Below are 22,740 nucleotides of genomic sequence, written 5' to 3'. Positions count from 1 at the left end.
ACGGCCCCGGAAAAACAACATCTGTCACTGCGCAGTGATCACCGACAATTTGGTAATCCCTGCCCGTTCGATTGAAGCCATCGCCCTCGCCACCTCGCCGTAGTTCACCCCGTCATCGGCCTGCAATTGCACGCGCACTTCCGGGTCCTTGGCCTTGGCCGACTTGAGGTTGAATTCGAGCAAGTCAGGCTGGATCTCGTCCTTGTTGATAAACAGCTTGCCGGCGCCGTCGATGCTCACCACCAGCGGATCCTTCTGCTCGACCGGCGCCACCGCTTCGGTCTTCGGCAGGTTGATCGGTATCGCGTTGGTCAGCAGTGGCGCGGTGACGATGAAGACCACCAGCAGCACCAGCATTACGTCCACCAGTGGCGTCACGTTGATTTCGCTGAGCACCTCGTCCGTGTCTTGCGTAGAGAAGGCCATGTCAGGACGCCTCCTTCACTTTTGCCGCGTTGCCCGGCGTCGCCACCTTGTGCGCGGTCGGGTGGATCAGTACGCGGAATGCACTCTTCTGCGCCAGGCTGTAGAAGTCGTGGGCGAAGTCATCCAGATCCGCCGCGGTCAATTTCAGACGCCGCAGAAAGTAGTTGTAAACCAGCACCGCCGGCACCGCGACGGCGATCCCCACACCGGTCGCGACCAGTGCCGCGCCAATCGGGCCTGCCACCGTTTCCAGGCTTGCCGAACCGGCAGCGCTGATGCCTTTCAAGGCCTCCATGATTCCCCACACCGTGCCGAACAGACCAATGAACGGCGAGGTGCTGCCAATACTTGCGACCACTGCCAGACCGGTTTCCAGCGAGCGCCGTTCACGCACGATCTGCTGGCGCAGGGCGCGCTCGAGGCGATCCTGATGGTTGATCGCCTGGCTCAGATCATTCGCCTGCGGCGCCTCGCCCACCTGGATTGCCGCGTAACCGGCCTGCGCCACCCGTGCTGCGGCACCGGGCTGGGTTTCGCTCAACTCGGCGGCGGCATCCAGACTCGACGCCGCCCAGAAACGTTTATGAAAGCGCCGATCCTGCGCCTTCAGACGGCCGAACTGCACAGCCTTGAGCAGAGCCAGGCCCCAAGTGGCGACGGAAAAAACCACCAGCAGCCAGATCACCGCGCTTTCGATGGATTCCAGTGGAGATGCCAGTAACGTCATGATGTGTTCCCTCGTGTAAACATTTCGCGCGAATTTGGTTTCGGTTTAATGAATCTTGAAATCGATGGGCACGCTGACCCAGCCGTCCTGAGCGACATCACCCTGCTTGGCCGGAACGAAACTCCAGCGCTTCACAGCGTTCAGCGCGGCGTCGTCGAGCTGCTGCCGGCCACTGCTTTTGGCAATCTGGATCTCGCCCGGTTTACCGCTGGCCAACACATGCACCCGTAACAGCACCGTGCCTTCCCAACCGCGACGCTGGGCCAGCGACGGATATTCCGGTGCAGGGTTTTTCAGGTACGCAGCGTTGGCTGACGCCGGGGTAACAGGCGCCGGTGCCGGTGGCGCAGGAGGCGCTGGCGCGGCGACCGGGGCTGCCGGTTTCGCTGGTGCTGGCGCCTGCTCTACCGGCTTGGGCGCAGGTTTGGGCGGAGGTTTCACCACCGGTTTGGGTTTGGGAATCGGCTTGGGCGGCGGCGGTTTGACCGCTAATTCGTCTTCCACTGGCGGCGGCGGTTCGACCACTGGCGCCGGTGGCGGCGGCACCACAACCGGCGGCGCGGGCGGAGCCGGACGCGAAAACTCGATGGTCATCGGCGGAATCTCCGGCGGTACCACCGGCAGCACCGGCGTCGGTTTCTGGCTGACCCAATAAATCACCGCGCCGTGCACGACCAACGCGAGCACACCGAGCAGAAGGGTTTCGCGCCGGCTCAAAATACCCTTGGGTGCACGCTGTAAACGCAACTGCCCCAACGGCACACGGTGCGGCCGGCCAAGATCGACCAGTTCGCCGCTCGGCGTTTGCCGCCACAGCAATTCCCCTGCGCTGGCGGCGGTCTGGACATTGCCCATTGTTCAACTCCCTGCGGTCTTTTTGCGTTCGGCTGTTGATCCGCCGGTTAAACCTCTACGGCGATCAATGAGCTAATAATTAAGCCAAGTGCTTATCTCGGAAAGTAATTTTTAACGCCATGGATATGCCCAAAAAGAATATTAAATTCGCAGCATTCTCGCTAAGCCTCGGTTTACGCAGGCTGTAGCTGCCCGCTATAACGCAACATGCGTTTTAGGCATTCAAAATATTCGCTAAGGGCATCAATAACCAAGATCGGCGAAAACGCGCTTTTTTATTACGAAGGAATCTTGTAGATCTTAAAATCCTGTAATTTCTGACAGTAGTGAGCTCCTTGGCTTTGTTATCAAATCAAAGCGGCCATAAATCTACGGAGATCGTCATGAAAACTGGAATTTTGTGTATTGCGCTTGCCGCCTTATTACCGCTTACAGTTCAGGCAGAAGAAAGGTATAAAACGCCGTATCTAAGCACTGAGTTCAAAAACGGCTTCAGGTCGGGAACAGTTTATGCTCGAGTGTACGGACAGCCTGAGACGTCGATAGCCCCAGGAGAGAGCTATAGTGTTAACGCACTTCCAACAGCGGGAGGTTTATTCAACCCTCCCCAGAACCCGCCTTCACCTGGATATGTGTCAGTCTCAATGAAAACCGAGCCTGAAAAGCTCTACGTCGTTTTTTCAGACTCCGCCCCCTCCGCCACTGAGAAAACCGGTAAAACGGAAAACAAAGTTACCTCGACACCCGATTTTGAAGTCACTAATGATGGTGGTTCGCCGATTGTCGTTCAGAAGACCACGTCAGGGGTCTGGACAGAGATCCCGTCAGGCCAGAGAGAGATTTTCAGCAACATGGACAGTTCCGGTTTTTTCCTAAAAGGAATCATGCCTGTTATTCAGATCGAACAGCAGAAATGCGCAGTTCAATACTGTTTGCGCGTTCTGAAATAGCCCTTTATTTAGCCACAGGAATTGTTGGTCATAACTATTGTCATGCCGTTAAAGCCACTTGAACGAGGGGTATCGGTGAGGTTGTGGGTTGAAGCTGGATAAAACTTCATAGGCTCACATCTGATGACAAAACTGGATAGCTTGTCATCAGATGCGTTCGTCAGAAGTCGTAGCGACCGGTAACGCCGAGGGTCCGTGGCGTGCCGAGCAGGCCTTCATAGCCGCCGTTGCCGCCGGTCCACAGGGTCGTGTAATAGGTTTTGTCGAAGGCGTTTTTCAGCCACAGCGAGACGTCCCACTGGCCCTGATTGAAATCGCCGCGCAGGCCGGTGGAGAGGTTGACCACCGCGTAACTGGGGATCTGCCCGTAGTCGGAATCCTCGACCGTGCCCACCGCTTTGGAGCGGAACGCATAGCTGCCAGTAACGTAGGGCTCGAAGCCGTTATCCAGATTCCATTTGTATTCGCCGTTGGCGTTGCCGATCCATTTCGACGCGCCGACCACTTGATGGCCGCTGAGATCGCAGGAGGCCGGTGCACCCGGGGCCTGGCTGACTTCCGGCGGGCACGGTGCATCTTTGTAGGAGAGGTAGCTGACGTCGTTGTACGAGCCGTTGAAATTCAGCGTCAGGCCACGTAGCGGCACCACGGTGCTTTCGAACTCGATGCCGCGCGAGCGTACCGAGCCGGCGTTGGTCAGGTATTGCACGCGGTTGGCGGCGTCATAGGCGTTGGTCTGGTAGGCGTTGACCTGAGTCCAGAACACGTTGGCGTTGAGTTGCAGGCGGTGATCCCACAGCGTGCTTTTGAAACCGAGTTCGGCGTTGTTCGCGCGCTCGGTGCCGATCAATAGCGAGTCGGCGCCAGCGGTCGGCGCAGAGCCGACCGCGAGGTTGACCCCGCCGGATTTCTCGCCGTGGGACAGCGTGGCGTAACCGAGCACATCATCGGTGATGCGATAGCTCAGGTTGAGCAGTCCGGAGGGGCTGGAGCTGTACTGATTCAAGTCTCCGGAATCGTAGGCGCCGGCACGCCCGCGGCGCGCAGTGGCTGCCGCGCCCGCCACGGCTACACCGCCGAGCGGCGCATTGCGGCTGACCGAGGCGTTTTTCTCTTCGTAGGTGCCACGCACCCCGGCGGTGAAATCCAGGCGCTCGCTCAGGTGCCAGGTGCCTTGGGCAAACAGGGCGAAACTGTCGGTCTTGATATGGCCCTTGCCGACGCTGGTGACATTGGCCAGGGCGCCGGCCGGGGTGCCGTTCCAAATGTCAGCCTGCGGGCCGTAATAGGCGAAGGATTTGTTGTCCAGATCCGAGCCGAAATAGTAGGCACCGACCACGTAATCGAAGAACTCGCCCTTGGGCGAGGCCAGGCGAAATTCTTGCGAGTACTGCTTGTCTTCGACCGACACGCCAGCGTTGTAACTGGCCGGCACATTGAGGCCGTCGTCGTTGCGCGGGGTGAAATTCCAGAAGCGGTACGAGCTGACCGAAGTCAGGGTGAAGTCGCTCGGCAACGTCCAGTTGGCTTCCACCGAAGTGCCGCCCTGATGCACGGTGACGTGTTGGTCGTTGTCGAGATTGACCTTGCGGTGCCGACCGTTGATCAGCGTCGCTCCGGCCGCGCTGGCCCGCGATTCATACAGATTTACGCCGTTGATCGTTGGCCCGGTGTTGTACAGCACGCGGGTACCGGCGCTGGAATCTTCTTCGTTGTAATCGCCGATCCAGCGCAGATTGAAATCTTCATTGGGCTTGAACAACAGCTGGGCGCGAAAGCCTTCGCGCGAGCCGCCGTTAAGGTCGTGGCCGTCGTATTCGTTCTTGATGTCGCCGTCACTGCGCGTGCGGTAAGCAGAAAAGCGCCCGGCCAACTGATCATTGAGCGGCCCGGAAATGGTGCCCTTGGTCTGGAAATAACCGTCCTCGCCGACCGAGGTCTCGATGCTGCGCTCAGGCGTGAATGAAGGCGCGCGGGTGCTGATGTTGATGACCCCGGCGGTGGTGTTCTTGCCGAACAGCGTGCCCTGCGGCCCGCGCAGAACTTCGAGCTGCTCGATGTCCATCAGATCGAACACAGCCATCCCCGGACGGCCCAGATAGACGTTGTCGATGTACAGACCAACGCTGCCTTCCAGGCCATCACTGGCCGGGTTGTTGCCCAGACCGCGGATCGACACGCTGGACTGGCGCGCATGCATGTAGGCGACGTTGACGCTGGGCACCAGTTGCTGCAAATCCTGAATACGGTAGACCCGCTGCGTCTCCAGATTCTGCCCGCTGACCACGCTCATCGGCGTTGGCACATCTTGCGAGCTTTCTTCGCGGCGGCGGGTGGTGACGGTCACCGTTTCCAGCTGCGAACCGCTGGCCGCCGCTTTGAGTGCCGGGACCGGCGCCGGGGCTTCCGATTCGGCGGCATAACCATGAGTCCAACTGGCGCTGCCGGCCAGCAACAGCGCCAAAGGCAAGCGTTTGAGCCGTCGTGGTGATGGGGGTGACGCGAGGTTCAACGGACTCATGGCGCGGCTCCTGGTCAAAAAACACACAGACATCTTCAGTACTGCATATTCTTTTCAGTTATTTATTTATGGATTTACAAATATTTACTGCATAAGAGATTGCCTTTATAAGGAGTCGACCTAATGCATATCCAATGCATTTCCCGGATATTTTTTATGTGAAAAATGCATATCGACTTGCGCCAACTTCGTCACTTCATTGCCCTGGCTGAACAACGCAGCTTCGTCGCTGGCGCGCAGGCGGTGAACCTGTCGCAGTCGGCATTCAGCCGTAGCATTCAGGCGCTGGAACACAGCGTCGGCTGCCAGTTGGTCGACCGTGGGCGCAAGGAATTGCCGCCGACCAAACAAGGCCAGGTCCTGCTCGAACATGCGCGGCGGCTGGTCAGCGGTGCGCAGCAGATGGCCAACGAGATCAGCCAGTTCAACGGCCTCGAAGCAGGGGAATTGCGCTTTGGTTGCGGGCCGGCGCCGGCGGCCGGATTGATCCCTCGCGCGATCGGCGCCTTCATCGGCCGCTACCCGAAAGCACGGGTGCAGTTTCAGGTCGATGACTGGCAAAGCCTGAGCAAACGCCTGCTCAGCGAGGAGTTCGAGTTCTTCGTCGCCGACACCCGGCAGTTCGAGGCGGATCCGGACTACCAGACCCACCGCTTGCGCGCGCGCAAATGGCATTTCTGCTGCCGCGCCGGGCATCCATTGACGGCGTTTGAACGGATCACCGCCGAGCAGTTGCTGAGTTATCCACTGGCGGTGAGCATCCGCCCGCCGAATCTGCGCAAGGTCATCGTCGACCTCAGCGGTCGTCCGGATTTCACCCCGAATGTGGAATGCGAAAACGGCTCGAGTCTGTTGAGCGTGGTGCTGCGATCGGAGGCGATCGGGATTGTCGGGGCGTACTCCGATGCGCTGCATCTGGCCAAGGGTGAGCTGGTCTGTCTGAAGATCGAAGGTCTCGCCGATGATCTGGAGGAGCTGTATACCCGCTATGGGATTGTCAGCCGCGCCGGGTATCGATTGTCACCGTTGGCCGAAGCGATGATCGAGCAGATCAAGGCGATCGATGCGGTGGATGATGAGGTGTGTTCGCTGGAGAATTTTGCTGTCTGAGCAGCCCCTTCGCGAGCAGGCTCGCTCCCACAGGAGTTACGCATTTCAAATGTGCGAGCGAGCCTGCTCGCGAAGAGGCTGATGCAATCCCTGCATAAACCCCATTCCCCAAATGCACTTGCCGAACACCCCCAGCGACGGCGAAAACCCTCACCTGTCCCACTGACCGGTGAACTCCATGCCCACCCCGCCCAACCCCGTGCGCAACGTGCTGTACATCATGTGCGATCAACTGCGCCGCGATTACCTGTCCTGCTACGGCCACCCGCATCTGCACACGCCGAACATCGATCGTCTCGCTGCCGAAGGCGTGCGTTTCAGCCGTGCCTACACCCAGGGCACGATCTGCGGCCCGTCGCGGATGTCGGCCTATACCGGGCGCTATGTCAGCAGTCATCAAGTGGCATGGAATGCGGTGCCATTGCCGCTGGATGAACTGACGATCGGCGATTACCTGCGGCCTCACGGCATTCGCACTGCACTGGTCGGCAAGACCCACGCCACGGCCAATGTCGATGCCTTGCAGCGCCTGGCGATCAATCCGCAAAGCGCGCAAGCCGAGTTGCTCAATGAGGTCGGCTTCGAACCGTACCTGCGCCACGACGGCATCTACCCCGACGATCCTTTATTCGACGACAAGCGCGAATCCGCGCCCTACACCCACTATCTGCGCGAACACGGCTTCGACGGCCGCAATCCCTGGCACGACTGGGCGAACGCCGCCGAAGGCGAGAACGGTGAAATCCTCAGTGGCTGGAAAATGCGTCATGCGAATTTGCCAGCACGAATTCCCGAGCAACACTCCGAGACTGTCTACACTACCAATCGCGCCATCGACTTCATCGCTGAGCAAGGCGAGAAATCCTGGTGTTTACACCTCTCGTACATCAAACCGCACTGGCCCTACATCGTACCAGCGCCATACCACGCGCTGTACAGTACGAAATCGATTCTCGAACCGGTCCGCGCATCGCCCTCTGAAGCCAGCAAACACCCCGTATATGCTGCCTTTCGCCAACATGAGGAAAGCCTCAACTTTTCCCGCGACTCAGTACGATTGAATGTAATCCCCACCTACATGGGCTTGATCAAGCAGGTGGACGATCAGTTGGGGCGGCTGTTCGATTTTCTGCAGAGCAACGGGCGCTGGGATGACACGTTGATCGTGTTCACCAGCGATCACGGCGACTTCCTTGGCGATCATTGGCTGGGCGAGAAGGAGTTTCTGCTCGAGCAGGCGGTGGGCGTGCCACTGATCGTGCGTGACCCTCGGCCGGCGGCGGATGTCACCCGTGGCACTGTCGATGTTCGCTTGGCGGAAACCATCGATGGGTTGCCGACATTTCTTCAAGCGCTGGGATTACCGGGCGCGGAACATCGGCTGGAAGGACGCTCATTGATCCCGCTGCTGCACGGAGAAAATCCCGATTGGCGCCGCTATGCGATCAGCGAGTACGACTACGCCTTTCAGGCACCGGCGCGGGAACGACTGGACCAACCGATCGACCGTTGCCGCATGACCATGGTGCGCAGCGAGCGCTGGAAATACATGGCGTACGACGGCTTTCGAGCGCAGCTGTTTGATCTGTTGAATGACCCGCAGGAACTGCGTGATCTGGGGGATGACCCGGCGTACGCGGCGGTGCGCGAGGAGCATGCGGGGTATCTGTTTGAGTGGGTGCGCGGCCTGAAGCGGCGTACGACCATCAGCCATCAGGAGATCGACTTGCGCGGGCAGCGGTTTCGTTATGGAGAGCCGGAGACCGAGAAACTGGTGCAGATTGGGGTTTGGTAGCATCAAGAGCCCCTCACCCTAACCCTCTCCCAAAGGGAGAGGGGACTGATTGGGGGATATTCAGAAGCTGCATCGACATGAAAGTCATGTACCGAATCAATAATCGGCTCGGTCTTTCAGGTCGACGTACAACGCAAGACAACTCGGTCGGCTCCCTCTCCCTCCGGGAGAGGGCTGGGGTGAGGGGCTTTTGATCTTCAGTCACGCCCTTTGATGGTCTGGCTGCGCTGCCCATTCACCCCCACCGGCACCTCGCCCTTGAGCGTCACCCGGCGCACCACGCGATCCTGGGTGCCGTAATCATCAATCGCGTAATGCTGCGTCGAGCGGTTGTCCCAGATCGCCACATCACCGGCCTGCCAGCGCCAGCGCACGGTGTTTTCCTGGCGGATCACATGGCTTTGCAACAAGCCGAACAGGTGCGCCGAATCTGCCTGCGAATAGCCTTTGATGCGTTTGACGAAATGCCCCAGCAGCAGGCTCTTTTCGCCGCTGATCGGATGCACTCGCACCACCGGATGCTCGGTCTCGTAAACGGTCGAGGTGAAGACTTTGCGATAGCGCTCCAGTTTTTCCGCAGAGACGTCCGGCTTCGCCCCGGCATAGTCGTATTCATTGCTGTGCACGGCGGTGAGCTTGTCGGCCAGTTCACGCAGCTCGATCGGCAAGCCGCTGTATGCCGTTGCGGTGTTGGCCCACAGCGTATCGCCGCCGTATGCCGGGGCGACCACCGAGCGCAGGATCGAGGCTTTCGGGTAGGCGTCGACGAACGTCACGTCGGTGTGCCAGGAATTGGCGCGCTGACCTTCGGCGCCGTCCAGCTCAAGCAGATATCGAGTGCCCTCGCGTACCGGCACGGTGGGGTGCGCTACCGGCTCGCCGAGCAGATGAGCGAAGGCTTCCTGACGCTGATCGTCGAGCTGAGTCTGTTCGCGGAAAAACAGCACTTTGTAGTCAACCAGCGCCTGCTGGATTGCTTCGACGGTGGCGGCATCCAGCTCCCCGGACAGGTGCACGCCGCGGATTTCCGCACCGATACGCCCGGCTACGGGGTGAATTTCCAACGCGTGAGAAACGGACTTTACGGCGAGTGCGGCATTGCTCATGGGACGACCCTCATCGACGGTTTGCGATTTTGCCGGCAGCGAAACAACGCTCTATCTATATTCCATTTACATCTAATAGATATTCACATGCTTCGTTGACGGAATAAGAGCTTGCATTTAAAACCTCAAGCAACCCTCGTCGCAAATGCCTTCGAGCTATTTTTAGGATGCCGGAAAAGCATATGGATCTTCGCCAGTTGCGCTACTTCATCGCCCTCAACGAACACCGCAGTTTTGTCCGCGCGGCAGACGCCATGGGCATCACTCAACCGGCGTTCAGCCGCAGCATTCAGGGGCTGGAGCAAGAGTTCGGCTGCGTGCTGGTGGATCGCGGCAACAAGGATCTGCGTCCGACCCCGGAGGGCCAGGTAGTGCTGCAACACGCCCTGAGCCTGGTGCAGGGGGCGGCATTGCTCAGCGCTGAAGTGACGCAGATGACCAAGCTCGACGCCGGCGAAGTGCACTTCGGCTGCGGCCCGGCGCCGGCGGTGAAACTGGTGCCGGACGCGGTGGCGCAATTCATCAATGCGCACCCGAAAGTGCGCACCTGTTTTCAGGTGGATAACTGGGAAAAGCTCAGCCGTGCGCTGAGCCGCGAAGAGATCGAATTCTTCATCGCCGACATTCGCCATTTCGAGTCCGATCCGAATTTCCAGACCCAACCGCTGACACCCAAGCGCGGCGTATTTTTCTGCCGCCCGGGACATCCGTTGCTGGCCAAGGAAAGTCTGTCGACCAACGACATGTTCGACTACCCGCTGGCCGCCACGCTGATTCCACCGGGCATTCGCAAGCTGCTGGCGAACCTCAGCGGACGCATCGATTTCTCGCCGACCATCGAGACCGAACATTTCCCGGCGCTGGTGAAAGTGGTGCTGCAATCCAATGCAATCGGTGTCGGCACGGAGGAGGCGTTTGTCGAAGATGTCGCCAAGGGGGCGCTGGTACTGCTGCACTGGCGCAACCTGCCGCAGAACCTCGAAAGCATGAACGCACGTTGCGGCATCGTCAGCCGTACCGGGTTCCGGTTGTCGCCGGCGGCCAGGGCGATGATCGAGACGCTGGTGGCGGTGGATCGGCAGGATGTCAGCGTCGCTGTCTGAAACCCTTCGCGAGCAGGCTCGCTCCCACACTGGAACTGTGCACATATCCAAATGTGGGAGCGAGCCTGCTCGCGAAGAGTCAGCGAAGACGCTGGAGATCTAAAGCTTGGCGGCTGAGAGCTCAGGCGCCACCCAATCACTGACCTTGAACGGCTTGCGGATCAGCCTCTGCTGCGCCGCCAGGTCGACCTTGTCCTGCAGGCCACTGAGAAACACCGGATCCAGGGTCGATGGGAAAATTTCGCTCAGATTCTGATCTTTCAGATCCTGAGTAAGGATCACCGGCGGATAACTCGCCAGCCCCGATACCAGTTGCACATAGGCGTCCTTGTTGCTGTCCTGAGTCAGCCACTCGACCGCCTGCTGCTGCGCCTTGAGCAGTTTCGCGATGACTTCAGGATGTGCGTCGACAAACTTGCCGTTGCCGAGCAGGACCGCCTGAACGCTGCCAGCGCCGCCAAGGTCCTTGGTGTTCAGCGGCAATTCCGCCAGGCCTTTGGCTTGCAAGGCACTCAGGGCGGAGCTGCCCCACGATGCATCGATCTGCCTGGCCGCGAGTGCCGAGACCGCGGCGTTGAAATCCAGATTGATGACCTTCACGTCCTTCTCGCTCAGCCCCTGACTGGCCAGCGCCGCATCGAACGACAGCTGCGTCGCCGTACCGCGGAAGATCGCCACGCGCTTGCCCTTGAGATCCTGCAGGGTCTTGATCCCCGAGCCGGGCACCACGCCGAGGTATTGCTTGACCCCACGCGCCGTAGCACTAAGCAGGCGCGTGTCCAGACCATTGGACTTGCCGATGATCGCGGCGAGATCGCCGAGATAGGCCAGATCGACCTGACCGTTGGCAAATGCCTCATTGATCACCGGCCCGGCGCCCTTGAAGAAACTCCACTGAATCTTGATGCCCTGCTCGGCGAAAGCCTTTTCGAAGATCTGTTGATCGCGCAGCACATCGACTACGCCGCCACCGCTGTGCTGCGTACCGGCACTGAGATCAGGCACGGCGATGCGGATTTCCTTGAGCTCCTCGGCCTGGGCGCTGAGCGTGAGAAAGCCTGCAAGCGCCGGGGCGGCCAACAGACTGATGAGACGTTTGAACGGAAGGTTCATGGATGCGGCTCCTTGATCGCTGAGGAGCCGAAAGTAGGCTGAATGCGCACCTTCACTTAAATACTATAAATGCACATTTTTATATCTATATGAGCTAAGCGAGAGCGAATGCGGCTTGCAGCGCGATATGCATCAACAGCATCGAAAATATTCTTCGAATGCATTGGATGCGTACGGGCTGTAAGCCTTAAATGGCTTCGCTTATCTCCAAATTGATATTTTTCTCGTTGGCTTATAACTATTTTAGTGTGGCTAATACCGCTAAAGATCGCAGCCTTCGGCAGCTCCTACAGGGGAATGCGATCCATGCAGGAGCTGCCGAAGGCTGCGATCTTCTGGTCTTGACCCGATCTTGATGCAACCCGACAACGGAGGTCACCCATGGCCCGTCAATCCCTGCTCAGCCTGCCGCTGGCCGCGCCGCCACTGAAAAACCGCCGCTCCTGGCCCAGTCTGCATCAACGTCTGCTGCCCTGGCTGTTGCCCGTCAGCCTGTTCGTCCTGTGGTGGCTGGCCGCGCGCAACCAGTGGATGAGCGAGCAGATCCTGCCGGCGCCGTCGCTGGTGTGGAGCAGTGCCGTGGAACTGGCGCAAGGCGAGTTGTGGAGCCATTTGTGGATCAGCCTGCAACGGTTGTTCTGGGGCTTGCTGGCAGGCGTTTCGGCCGGCGCGGTGCTCGGCGCCGCACTGGGTTTCAGCCGACGTCTGGAGCGACTGATCTTCCCGACTTTCGCCGGGTTGGCGCAGGTGCCGACGCTGGCATGGATTCCGCTGTTCATGGTGTTTTTCGGCATCGGCGAAGTGCTGAAACTGGTGGTGTTGATCAAAGCCATCGTCGTGCCGGTAACCCTGCACACGCTGGTCGGCGTTCGCGATGCGCAACCGAAACTGCGCGAAGCCGCCGCCGTGTTGCGCTTGCCGCCACTTCTGCTGATTCGGCGTCTGGTGCTCCCAGCGGCGCTGCCGGCATTCATGGCCGGTGTGCGCCTGGCACTCGCCGCCGGCTGGACCTCGTTGCTGGCCGTCGAGCTGCTGGCCTCCAGTGAAGGCATCGGCTATCTGATGGTCTGGGCGCGGCAGCTGTTCATGCTCGACATCGTGTTCGTGTGCATCGTGATCATCGGTCTGATCGGCGTGGCCATGGATCGCGGCATCGGTCTGCTCGACCGCAAACTGGTGCACTGGCCACACCCGGCCACCGCACACATCACTCGCGGCCCACGCTATCAAGGCTGGCAACGCCTGCAACCGTGGCTGCTGCCGCTGGGGTTGCTGGCGCTGTGGCAACTGGCCAATGATCAACAGTGGGTCGACGCGAGCATTCTGGTCAGCCCTGCGGCTGTGCTGAGCACGGCATGGAACGGACTGCTCGACGGCACGCTGGTCAACGGCATGGCGCTGAGCCTGAGCCGCACCCTCGGCGGTTTGCTGATCGGTGGCGGACTCGGTTTCGCCCTGGGCTTGCTGCTCGGCCTGTCGCGTCTCAGTGAACGTCTGCTCGGCCCGACATTCGCCGCACTGCGGCAGATCGCGATTTTCGCCTGGGTGCCGCTGCTCACCGCGTGGTTCGGCTTGGGCGAACTGGCCAAGTGGGTATTCGTCGCCCTCGCTGCATTCTTCCCGCTGTTCATCGCCACCCAGCGCAGCGTCGCCAACCTGTCGCCGCAACTCAACGAAGCCGCGCAAGTGCTGCGCCTGAACCTCGGCCAGCGGCTGCGCCGACTGGTGCTGCCGGGCGCTGCACCGGGGATTTTCGCCGGGCTGCGACTGAGCCTGATCTACGCCTGGCTGGGCACCATCGGCGCCGAATATTTCATGCCGTCCAATGGCGGCATTGGCAGCCAGATGATCGGCGCGCAACAGCTGCTGCGCATGGACCTGATCATGGCCGGCATGCTGCTGGTCGGCCTTACTGGCGCCCTGCTCAACCTGATCGGCCAACGCCTGGAAATTCGCGCGACCCGCTGGAGACACGCATGAACGCACCGATTGTCAGCTTCAACCACGTAGGCAAATCCTTCGCCGTCAACGGTTTCGAACTGGAGGCGATCCGTGAATTCAACCTGGACATCGCCGAGGGCGAATTTGTCGCCATTGTCGGTTCCAGCGGCTGTGGCAAATCCACCCTGTTGCGTTTGCTGGTCGGCCTCGACACCGAGTTTCGCGGCCAGATCAGCGTCGACGGCAAAGCCGTCAGCGGCATCGGCGGCGAGCGCGGCATCGTCTTTCAGGAACATCGCCTGTTCCCATGGCTGACGGTCGCCGACAACATCGGCCTGGGCCTGGTCAACGAACCGCTGAGCGGGGCGCAGAAACAACAGCGCATCAAGGATTTCATCGAGCTGGTCGGCCTCAGCGATTTCACCGAGGCCTATCCGCATCAGCTTTCTGGCGGCATGGCCCAGCGCGTGGCGATTGCCCGCGGCCTCGTCGCCAGCCCACGCATCCTGCTGCTCGACGAACCTTTCGGTGCCCTCGATGCGCTGACCCGTCAGCAAATGCAGGACGAGCTGCTGGCGATCCGCGAACGGGCAAGGATCACCACGATTCTGGTGACCCACGATGTCGAGGAAGCAATCTTTCTCGCCGACCGCGTGGTGGTGATGGAGCCGCGTCCGGGGCGGATCAAGCAAGTGGTCGACATCGCCTTGCCGCACCCGCGCCAGCGCAGCGGTTACGACTTCCATCAGTTGCGCGAAGAACTGCTGCACGAATTGACCAGTGATGACCACTACCAACCGAGCGCACCGGTGCAGATCCGCGATCTGCCGCTGACGTTCATTGCCTGCTGAACAGGAGTTTCGCGATGCCGCAACGTCCCAACTTTCTGGTGATTCTGGCCGACGATCTGGGCTTTTCCGATATCGGTGCGTTCGGCGGCGAAATCGCTACGCCGAACCTCGATGCACTGGCCGACAACGGCCTGCGCCTGACTGATTTTCACACTGCGCCGACCTGCTCGCCGACGCGTTCGATGCTGCTGACCGGCACCGATCACCACATCGCCGGCATCGGCACCATGGCCGAAGCGTTGACTCCGGAACTGATCGGCAAACCCGGCTACGAGGGCTACCTCAATGACCGCGTCGTCGCCTTGCCCGAGCTGCTGCGCGAGGCCGGGTATCAGACCTTGATGAGCGGCAAATGGCATCTGGGTCTGAAGGCCGAACTGGCGCCCCATGCGCGCGGCTTCGAGCGATCATTTTCGCTGTTGCCGGGCGCCGCCAACCACTATGGGTTCGAGCCGACCTACGATGAGCAAACCCCCGGGCTGCTGAAATCCACCCCGGCGCTGTACATCGAAGACGATCAGTTTCTCGACGAGTTGCCGAAGGATTTCTATTCCTCCGATGCCTTCGGCGACAAGTTGCTGCAGTACCTCAAGGAACGCGATCAGACCCGGCCGTTCTTCGCCTATCTGCCGTTCTCCGCACCGCACTGGCCGTTGCAGGCGCCCGCCGAGATCGTTGAGAAATACCGTGGCCGCTACGATGCCGGCCCGGAAGTGCTACGACTCGAACGCCTGGAAAAACTCAAGGCGCTGGGCCTGATCGAGGCTGACGTCGAGCCGCATCCGCTGATTCAACTCAGCGCACAGTGGGACGCCTTGAGCGACGAGCAAAAGCAGATATCCGCACGAGCGATGGAGGTCTACGCGGCGATGGTCGAGCGCATGGACTGGAACATCGGCCGTGTGGTCGATTATTTGCGCCAGCAAGGCCAACTCGATAACACCTTTATCCTGTTCATGTCCGATAACGGTGCAGAAGGCGCGCTGCTGGAAGCGTTCCCCAAGTTCGGTCCGGAGTTGATGACCTACCTGAACCAGCATTACGACAACAGCCTCGACAACATCGGCCGGGCCAATTCCTACGTCTGGTACGGGCCGAACTGGGCACAGGTGGCGACCGCGCCGTCGCGGTTGTTCAAAGCGTTTACCACCGAGGGCGGGATCCGCGTGCCGGCGCTGCTGCACTATCCGCAACTGCCGCTCAAAGGGCAGATCAGCCATGGTTTCGGCACGGTGATGGACATCACCCCGACCATCCTCGATCTGGCTGGCGTGCGGCATCCGGGCAAACAGTGGAAAGGCAAAGCCGTGGCGCCACTGCGCGGTAAATCGTGGCTGGGCTTTTTGTCCGGCGAGACCACGCAGGTGCATGACGAACACACCGTGACGGGTTGGGAATTGTTCGGACGCCGGGCAATTCGCCAAGGGTCGTGGAAAGCGGTGTGGATCCCCGGGCCGGTGGGGCCGGCGACCTGGCAGCTCTATGATCTGGCGAGCGATCCGGGGGAGATTCATGACCTGGCATTGAGTCAGCCGCAGAAACTCACTGACCTGATCGGGCATTGGCAGCGGTATGTCGAGGAGACCGGGGTGATCCTCAGTGCTTCGCCGTTTCAGCCGGATTGAAGCAAGATCAAGAGCCCCTCACCCCAGCCCTCTCCCAGAGGGAGAGGGGGAAAGGGAGCAGATCTTCATGCTTTTCAAACCTGAGTTCGGCACGGAATTTCAGGTCGATGTATCAAGCCTAAACACCTCGATCAGTCCCCTCTCGCCCCGGGAGAGGGTTAGGGTGAGGGGCATCTGTCAGGCCTCCACCACTTCCCCGGACACCACCTCTTCGTCCCTGCGCACAAACCGGTTCGCCCGGCCAAACGTGCCGAAATCATTGAAACGCACGCCCATCTCGCGCATTACCTTATGCGCCACCGGCACCGTCATCTGGCGAATGTAAAACGGCTCCTTCACCACGAAATGATGAATCCCGTGACTGCTGCCGAAGTTGAAGCAAAACGCCTGCAACGGCCACAGCCACCACGGGTTCAGCACCTGACATTGCTGCAGCACATTGCCCGGTTCGACGTCACCGTAGTAATGCATGTTCGAGCTGATGAAATGCAGGCAAAAAGTGCGCAGCACGTTCGGGCCGATGATCACCACGGCGGCAATATCGATCACCTGCATTACCGAAAGCGTGGTGGCCGACCACTCGATTGGCGAGCCCAGCCAATAGGCGATGCCGTTCGCCGCATGAAAGCCGAGAAACACATACCACGCGCCCCAGTGCAGCAGCGCCAACGGTGCGTAGACCTTGAGCACGCGTTTGCCGATGCTCAGCCTGTGCGCCCAGGTTTTGGCCCGCAGCAGACGGATGAACGCCGACATGAGGTTGTCGCCCACCATCAACAGCCGCGCAAAACCCCACGGCTCGCCGTTGGTGATCGCACGCTCTTCCATGTCGGCTTCGGTGCCGGACACCTTGTGGTGGTTGAGGTGCAGATGACGGCGGATCCACGGGTTGATCGTGCTCGGCCGCGCCAGCCAGACCAGGCCCATCATCAGGTTGTGCGGCACGCGCTGCTTGCGGAAATACATGCTGTGGATCAGGTCGTGCTCAAGCTCATGGGTCAGCGAGGCGAAAAACCCATTGAGCAACAGGCACACCCACCAGGCCATATGGCCGGTGATGTACAGCGCCGCTGATCCAATCATCCCGGCCAGCGCGAACGCCAGAATCCCCGCGCCCAGAGCATCCTGATGCTGGAGAATCGGGTAGCGCTCACGCAATTCCACACCTTTGGCCAGCACTACCTGGCGAATATGCGCCGAGCGCTGCGCCGCATTCAGTCGTTCAGGGCTTGCAGAAGTACCGTCCATGCTTCCATCCTCCGGTCTAAGATGTGTGCATCGTGCCTCGCCGGGGCTTGAACCGCGCTAGCCAAGAACGCCAACCTGTTGACCGGACGCGCCAATCAGCATGAAGGAACCGACCTCCCTCGCCAGCTGGACCCGTGCCCTGCGCAAGCAACTCGACGCGCTGGGTCTGGACAGCCTCGCCCTGTGCCAGCAGGCCGGGCTCGACCCGACGCTGATGGACGACCCTAACGCGCGTTATCCGCTGTCCGGCACCACGCGTTTGTGGGCACTCGCGGTTGAGGCCAGCGGCGATCCGGCGCTGGGCTTGCGCGTGTCGCGCTTCGTCAGCCCGACCACGTTCCACGCGCTCGGTTATGCACTGGTGGCCAGCGGCAGTTTGCGCGAGGTGTTCGAGCGCATCGTGCGTTATCACCCGGTGGTCAGCGATGCGCTGGAGCTGGAACTGAGCCGCCGCGAAGACCGCTATCAATTCCGCCTGAAAATCCCCTCAGGCAACCCGGCCCCGGCCTTCGAAGCCATCGACGCCTTCGCGGCGATCTACGTGCGCACCTGCCGCAATCGTCTCGGCCGTGACTATGCACCGCTGGCGGTGTATTTGCGCCGCCCGGAACCACACGACGCCCAGCAATGGCACAAAGTCCTCCGCGCGCCAGTGTATTTTTCCGCCGCCGAAGACCGCCTGGAGTTCGCCCTCTCCGACTTCGACAGCCACCTCGATGACGCCAACCCGGAACTGGCCGAACACAACGAAGCCGTACTCAAACGCACCCTCGCCCAGCTCAAACCGCTGACCTGGGAACGCAAAGTGCGCGATGCCATTGAAGAACAATTGCCCGAAGGCGAACCGAGCGCCGAACGCATCGCCCAGGCCTTGCACCTGAGCCTGCGCAGCCTGCAACGGCATCTTGCCGACGAAGGGTGTCGCTTCGACACCCTGCTCAACGAAAGCCGTGAAAACCTCGCGCTGTTGCACCTGCGCGATCCACAGTGTTCGTTGAGTGAAGTCAGCTATCTGCTGGGCTTCGCCGACACCAGCAGCTTCAGCCGCGCGTTCAAGCGCTGGACGGGGATGACGCCGGGGCAGTTTCGGGATCAGTTGCGCTGAGTTTCAACTGTTGCGCAGGCTGCGCGCCAGACCGGCCGACCATTGTTCGATCATTGCAGCGCCCACCTCTGCGAAGGCAGGATGATTTGCGCTGTACTCCGCCATTTCGCCCAGCGCTTGCTGTACACCCTGCGCGACCATTTGCAGTAACTGGTTGCAACGCGCTTCACTTAGATTGCAGGCCGTACGACCAAACTTGGTAAGCATTTTATGCTTGGGCCACGCCTTCGAACCGCCCAACAGCAGTGCCATACTATCGCTCTTGATGTACACCGACGTGGTGATGATGTCGTACGCCGGAGCCAGCCTGACCAATGCGCGCTCGCCACAATCCTCATAGAGCACGCCAAAGTTTTTCAGGTGGGCATCGCCGTTTTTCAATGCCGCCGATAAAGCGACAATCTTGAAGAAAGCTTCCAGTGCGTGCTTGAGTAATGAGGGCGAAACAAACGCCTTGATCTGCCGTGCGACTCCTTCGTAAGAGCCATCGTATTTGGCCTTCGACGGCCAGCCGTTGAGCACGCAAAAGTCTTCGAAACCGAGGTATCCGGTGTCGCTCAAGTCAAAACGCTCGATGACGAGAAATTTGCCATGCTCGCTGAGTTCGAAGTGCGGCACGTCGAGGCCACAAAGTTGCGCAGCGCGCAGGCAGAAATATTCGTTGGTTGCCAGCTCGGGATACTCTTCGGCACGGAAGGCTTTGACCAGATGAGTCGTGCCTCGGTGCGTCAGTCGGTCTATTGCAGCGGCACTGTCACGCACCAATACTTTGGGCTGCACGCCTGAAACCCCGGAATACTGCCCGTAAGTCTGCAAAAGATCCTCGAACAAACCTTGCGCACCGTCATGAACCAACAACTCAGCGAGCGAGGTTTCAGGTGGACGATCAGTTGTCGATGCGCTCGCGATCGAAAGACGCCCGAGTTGATGCGGGCCGACGATACTTAGTAAAGCGAAGTCATCGAAGCCGCGCACGGCTTTGCTGAAACGCCGGACCAACTCATCGCGCAACGCACCTTCAGGAAGATTCATCTCGAATATCGGATGAATGCCGCGTTCACAACCATAACTTTCCAGGCGTGTCGGCATGGTCAGCGAAACGGCATTTTCATCAATCGCATCGTCCCGATAGCTGAACACGCTGTCGACATCTGCGTGCCCGCGCCCCAATCTTCCAACCTCATGGCCGCCGACGCAGACCTGCAAGCGGTCCAATGCCTCAGCCATGGAAGTTCACCTTGCGCAGCGTGTCGAGTGTCGGCCGTCGAGAGGCGCGGGGGATTGCGGCCAATTCGTAGCCGAATCCGTTAAGAATCGCTTCGACTTTACGCAGACCGATTTCCGAGATTGTGTTGTTTTCAATCCCCGAGATTGTTGCGCGGCTCATGCCGTATTGCTGCGCCAAAGCTTGCTGGGACAGCTTTTCAGCCTTACGCAAGCTTCTGATCAACTCGCCAATTTTTTCCATCACCGCCCCAAATGCATTGTTTACAATGCAAATCCACCAAAAAAATTTAATTGCATCATCAACAATGCAATTAAATGAGCTTAGCGTACATCGTCAGCCATCGCTTACGTCTTAACACCGCTCCTCAAACCCCAACTCAAACACCGTCCCCGCCACATCACTACTCACCCGCACCTGCCCGCCATGCAACTGCATGATCGACTGCACTATCGCCAGCCCCAACCCGCCCGAATCCCCCGGTTCGGCTCGCGAAGGGTCGACGCGATAAAAGCGATCGAACAGTTTGCCCAGATGCTCAGGCGGGATGATCGGGCCGTAGTTGTGTACTTGCAGCCAGCACATACCCGGTTCATCGCGGCGGCGAAGGCTGATCAGGGTGCCGGGGTCGGCGTGACGCACAGCGTTGGCCAACAGGTTGCCGAGGGCGCGTTGCAGCAGTTGCTGGTCGGCGGGCAATTCGCCGTGCATGCGGTTTTGCAGTTGGAGGTCGCGGTCATCGGCCAGGGCTTCGAAGTAATCGCAGAGCTCGTCGCCGACGCTGCGCAAGTCCAGTGTTTGCAGGTTGAGCGCGCGTTCGGCCTGTTCGGCGCGGGCGAGAAACATCAGGTTCTCGGCCATGCGCTTGAGCCGTTCGAACTCTTCCATGTTCGAGGCCAGCACGTCCTGATATTCCGCCGTGCTGCGCGGATGGTTCAGAGCCTGGCCGTTGCTGGCCAGCAAGGTGTGCAACGGCGTGCGGATTTCGTGGGCGAGGTCGGCAGAGAACTGCGACAGACGCTGCACACTGTCGTCCAGCCGCGCCAGCATGGCGTTGAGCGCGTGCACCGGCTCGCGCAGTTCGGTCGGCGTGCCCTCGGTCGGCAGGCGTCGATCGAGGCTGCGCAGATCGATGTTGCGCACCGCTTCGCTCAACTGATGCAACGGTTGCAGCCCCCGACGCAGCAACAACAGGCCCAGCGCAAAGGCGAGCAATGCGCCGAGGCCGACAGCCAGATACAGGCGCAGGCGATAACTGCCGAGCATCTGCTCGCGCTCGCTGAGCACTTTGCCGGCGATCACCGTCAGGGTTTCACCGTTGGGGCCTTGGGCCTGACCGGAGAGCAATGCCAGTTCGGCACCGTCGCTGGCCTGCCAGGTGAGCACGTCGCGGCGTTGCGGCAGTTGTTCTCGCGCTAATGCATTGAGCGCTGGCAATTCGCGCTGACGCGGGTTGATCGCGATCACGCTGGAGCCGTCGGCGCGGCGCACCAGCAGCAGGCTGTCGAGATTGCCGAGCATGTTCTGGTACAGCCGTGGCCGTGCCTGCAAAGCGTCGAGGCTGTCGCTGTCAGCGAGCAAGGCGCGCACTTGTTCCAGGCGTCCAAGCAAGGCCATGTCGTCACGGAAAGCCAATTCGGAGGCCAGCGAGCGGTAGAGAAAAACGCCGATTGCGCTGAGCACCAGCGCGCAGACCACGGCGAAGGCCAGCGCCAGACGCCAGGCGATCGATCTACTCCACATCGTCCGGCGCTTCCAGCTGATAACCGACGCCACGCACGGTGTGGATAAGTTTCGGCATGTACGGGTCGTCGACCTTGGCGCGCAAGCGTCGGACTGCGACTTCGACCATGTTGGTGTCGCTGTCGAAATTCAGGTTCCACACCTGCGATGCGATCAGCGTGCGCGAAAGCACTTCGCCCTGGCGGCTGGCGAGCAACTGCAGCAAGGCAAACTCTTTGTTGGTCAGGGCAATGCGTTGGCCGCCGCGACTGACCCGGCGGCGCAACACGTCGATCTCCAGATCAGCGATGTTGTACGACTCGGCTTCGCGCATCGGCCCGCGTCGCAGCAGCGTGCGCACCCGCGCGAGCAATTCGGCGAAGGCGAAGGGTTTGAGCAGGTAATCATCGGCACCCAGCTCCAGCCCACGGACGCGGTCTTCGATGGCGTCCTTGGCGGTGAGAAACAGCACCGGTGTGGCGCCGCGCTGGCGGATCAGTTGCAGCAATTGCCAGCCGTTGAGACCGGGCAGCATCACGTCGAGGATGATCAGGTCATATGCCTGCTGCTCGATAAAATAGCGGCCGTCGAGACCATTGAGCGCCACATCTACGGCAAAACCCGACTCGCCCAGGCCCTTGGCGAGGAAATTGGCGGTTTTGGCTTCATCTTCTACGACCAGCAAACGCATGGCACACCTCGATTGATCAGGCACACAGGCTAGGCGTGTTCGGCGTCGTTGCCCATTACAAACTTGTAATCCGCCTGACGGGGTTCTGACGAAGTGCGCCGGTTAAGGTGCAGACATCCCCATTCGGAGCCTGCCCATGACCGTCAAATACCTTGTCGCCAGCCTGATCCTCGGCCTCAGCGGCGCCGCGAGCGCCACACCGGAACTGCCGCGCCACGCCGACCTCGATCTGAAAACCGCACGCTGGCTGGCCGACAAGGCGATGAGCAGCTGCACCGGCACGGTGTCGGTGCTCGACCGTGGCGGCAACCTGTTGGTGACGCTGCGTGGTGACGGCGTCGGCCCGCATAACACCGCCGCCAGTCAGCGCAAGGCCTACACCGCGCTGTCGACCAAGACCCCGACGCGGCTCTTCGCCGAGCGCGCCCGCAGCAACGCGGAAACCGCCAACCTCAACACCCTCGACGAATTGCTCTTGCTCGGCGGCGGCATTCCGCTGTTCGCCGGCAGCGAACTGGTCGGCGCCATGGGCGTGGCCGGTTCCGGCGGCGGTGAGCAAGACGAAAACTGCGCCCTCGCCGCCGCCGACAAAGCCGGCCTGACCATCACCCGTTCCCACTAAGGAG

Annotated in this window: 20 protein-coding genes; 9 read left to right on the top strand and 11 right to left on the bottom strand. The window is 60.4% G+C overall.

Annotated elements, in window-relative coordinates; genetic code table 11:
* Nucleotides 1-24: 24 nt before the first annotated feature.
* The 3 genes from QRN33_RS14630 to QRN33_RS14620 are packed head-to-tail and all read right to left on the bottom strand — an operon-like array spanning nt 25 to nt 2,008.
* A complete protein-coding gene (locus QRN33_RS14630; protein ID WP_285409152.1) occupies nt 25-426 on the bottom strand; it encodes an ExbD/TolR family protein in 402 nt (133 codons plus the stop codon).
* Between the two features lies 1 nt (nt 427).
* Nucleotides 428-1,153, bottom strand: a complete 726-nt coding sequence (locus QRN33_RS14625) for a MotA/TolQ/ExbB proton channel family protein (RefSeq protein WP_042608544.1) — start codon at nt 1,151-1,153, stop codon at nt 428-430.
* Nucleotides 1,154-1,198: 45 nt separating this feature from the next.
* A complete protein-coding gene (locus tag QRN33_RS14620; protein ID WP_065615347.1) occupies nt 1,199-2,008 on the bottom strand; it encodes an energy transducer TonB in 810 nt (269 codons plus the stop codon).
* Between the two features lie 383 nt (nt 2,009-2,391).
* Between QRN33_RS14620 and QRN33_RS14615 the strand changes: the two genes are divergently transcribed.
* A complete protein-coding gene (locus QRN33_RS14615; RefSeq protein WP_285409149.1) occupies nt 2,392-2,958 on the top strand; it encodes a hypothetical protein in 567 nt (188 codons plus the stop codon).
* A gap of 160 nt (nt 2,959-3,118) precedes the next feature.
* On the opposite strand, the gene QRN33_RS14610 is transcribed toward QRN33_RS14615, so the two are convergent.
* Nucleotides 3,119-5,479, bottom strand: a complete 2,361-nt coding sequence (locus QRN33_RS14610) for a TonB-dependent receptor (RefSeq protein ID WP_285409147.1) — start codon at nt 5,477-5,479, stop codon at nt 3,119-3,121.
* 165 nt (nt 5,480-5,644) lie between these two features.
* Here QRN33_RS14610 and QRN33_RS14605 point away from each other — a divergent pair, with 165 nt between their 5' ends.
* The gene (locus QRN33_RS14605; RefSeq protein ID WP_042608540.1) at nt 5,645-6,589 is read left to right on the top strand and encodes a LysR family transcriptional regulator; all 945 of its coding nucleotides are present in this window, start codon (nt 5,645-5,647) and stop codon (nt 6,587-6,589) included.
* A gap of 178 nt (nt 6,590-6,767) precedes the next feature.
* Nucleotides 6,768-8,384, top strand: a complete 1,617-nt coding sequence (locus QRN33_RS14600; protein ID WP_285409144.1) for an alkaline phosphatase family protein — start codon at nt 6,768-6,770, stop codon at nt 8,382-8,384.
* A gap of 197 nt (nt 8,385-8,581) precedes the next feature.
* Here the strand turns inward: QRN33_RS14600 and QRN33_RS14595 are convergent, their stop codons facing one another.
* Nucleotides 8,582-9,490, bottom strand: a complete 909-nt coding sequence (locus tag QRN33_RS14595) for a TauD/TfdA dioxygenase family protein (protein WP_123419746.1) — start codon at nt 9,488-9,490, stop codon at nt 8,582-8,584.
* Between the two features lie 182 nt (nt 9,491-9,672).
* On the opposite strand from QRN33_RS14595, the gene QRN33_RS14590 reads away from it, so the two are divergent.
* Complete coding sequence (locus QRN33_RS14590) at nt 9,673-10,593, top strand: LysR family transcriptional regulator (RefSeq protein ID WP_064361622.1); 921 nt, start codon at nt 9,673-9,675, stop codon at nt 10,591-10,593.
* 99 nt (nt 10,594-10,692) lie between these two features.
* On the opposite strand, the gene QRN33_RS14585 is transcribed toward QRN33_RS14590, so the two are convergent.
* Nucleotides 10,693-11,706, bottom strand: a complete 1,014-nt coding sequence (locus QRN33_RS14585; RefSeq protein ID WP_042610186.1) for an ABC transporter substrate-binding protein — start codon at nt 11,704-11,706, stop codon at nt 10,693-10,695.
* 381 nt (nt 11,707-12,087) lie between these two features.
* On the opposite strand from QRN33_RS14585, the gene QRN33_RS14580 reads away from it, so the two are divergent.
* The 3 genes from QRN33_RS14580 to QRN33_RS14570 are packed head-to-tail and all read left to right on the top strand — an operon-like array spanning nt 12,088 to nt 16,123.
* Nucleotides 12,088-13,686, top strand: coding sequence for an ABC transporter permease (locus QRN33_RS14580; protein ID WP_285409140.1), 1,599 nt, complete (start codon nt 12,088-12,090; stop codon nt 13,684-13,686).
* On the top strand, nt 13,683-14,498 hold the full coding sequence (locus QRN33_RS14575) for an ABC transporter ATP-binding protein (protein ID WP_064361625.1): 816 nt from the start codon (nt 13,683-13,685) through the stop codon (nt 14,496-14,498). Before QRN33_RS14580 ends, QRN33_RS14575 begins: the two co-directional genes overlap by 4 nt.
* A gap of 14 nt (nt 14,499-14,512) precedes the next feature.
* Entirely contained in the window at nt 14,513-16,123 is a 1,611-nt protein-coding gene (locus tag QRN33_RS14570; RefSeq protein WP_285409139.1) for an arylsulfatase, read from the top strand.
* A 177-nt stretch (nt 16,124-16,300) separates the two neighbouring features.
* Here QRN33_RS14570 and QRN33_RS14565 read toward each other — a convergent pair whose 3' ends face one another.
* Nucleotides 16,301-17,371, bottom strand: a complete 1,071-nt coding sequence (locus QRN33_RS14565; RefSeq protein WP_285409138.1) for a fatty acid desaturase — start codon at nt 17,369-17,371, stop codon at nt 16,301-16,303.
* Nucleotides 17,372-17,471: 100 nt separating this feature from the next.
* Here QRN33_RS14565 and QRN33_RS14560 point away from each other — a divergent pair, with 100 nt between their 5' ends.
* Complete coding sequence (locus tag QRN33_RS14560) at nt 17,472-18,476, top strand: AraC family transcriptional regulator (protein WP_042610181.1); 1,005 nt, start codon at nt 17,472-17,474, stop codon at nt 18,474-18,476.
* Nucleotides 18,477-18,479: 3 nt separating this feature from the next.
* Here the strand turns inward: QRN33_RS14560 and QRN33_RS14555 are convergent, their stop codons facing one another.
* The 4 genes from QRN33_RS14555 to QRN33_RS14540 all read right to left on the bottom strand — a co-directional run bounded on the left by QRN33_RS14555 (nt 18,480) and on the right by QRN33_RS14540 (nt 22,114).
* A complete protein-coding gene (locus QRN33_RS14555) occupies nt 18,480-19,703 on the bottom strand; it encodes a type II toxin-antitoxin system HipA family toxin (RefSeq protein WP_285409137.1) in 1,224 nt (407 codons plus the stop codon).
* Nucleotides 19,696-19,944 carry a helix-turn-helix domain-containing protein gene (locus QRN33_RS14550; protein ID WP_064361629.1) on the bottom strand — a complete coding sequence of 83 codons (249 nt, stop codon included), beginning with the start codon at nt 19,942-19,944 and terminating at the stop codon, nt 19,696-19,698. Before QRN33_RS14550 ends, QRN33_RS14555 begins: the two co-directional genes overlap by 8 nt.
* Nucleotides 19,945-20,055: 111 nt before the next feature.
* Nucleotides 20,056-21,444 carry a heavy metal sensor histidine kinase gene (locus QRN33_RS14545; protein ID WP_285409134.1) on the bottom strand — a complete coding sequence of 463 codons (1,389 nt, stop codon included), beginning with the start codon at nt 21,442-21,444 and terminating at the stop codon, nt 20,056-20,058.
* Nucleotides 21,434-22,114, bottom strand: coding sequence for a heavy metal response regulator transcription factor (locus QRN33_RS14540; RefSeq protein ID WP_064361631.1), 681 nt, complete (start codon nt 22,112-22,114; stop codon nt 21,434-21,436). Before QRN33_RS14540 ends, QRN33_RS14545 begins: the two co-directional genes overlap by 11 nt.
* 136 nt (nt 22,115-22,250) lie before the next feature.
* Here QRN33_RS14540 and QRN33_RS14535 point away from each other — a divergent pair, with 136 nt between their 5' ends.
* Nucleotides 22,251-22,736, top strand: coding sequence for a GlcG/HbpS family heme-binding protein (locus tag QRN33_RS14535; RefSeq protein WP_065615337.1), 486 nt, complete (start codon nt 22,251-22,253; stop codon nt 22,734-22,736).
* Nucleotides 22,737-22,740 lie beyond the last annotated feature (4 nt).

It is taken from the genome of Pseudomonas sp. FR229a (genome assembly GCF_030209115.1).
Taxonomy (GTDB): domain Bacteria; phylum Pseudomonadota; class Gammaproteobacteria; order Pseudomonadales; family Pseudomonadaceae; genus Aquipseudomonas; species Aquipseudomonas moraviensis_A.
This window is presented reverse-complemented; position numbering and strand designations above follow the sequence as displayed.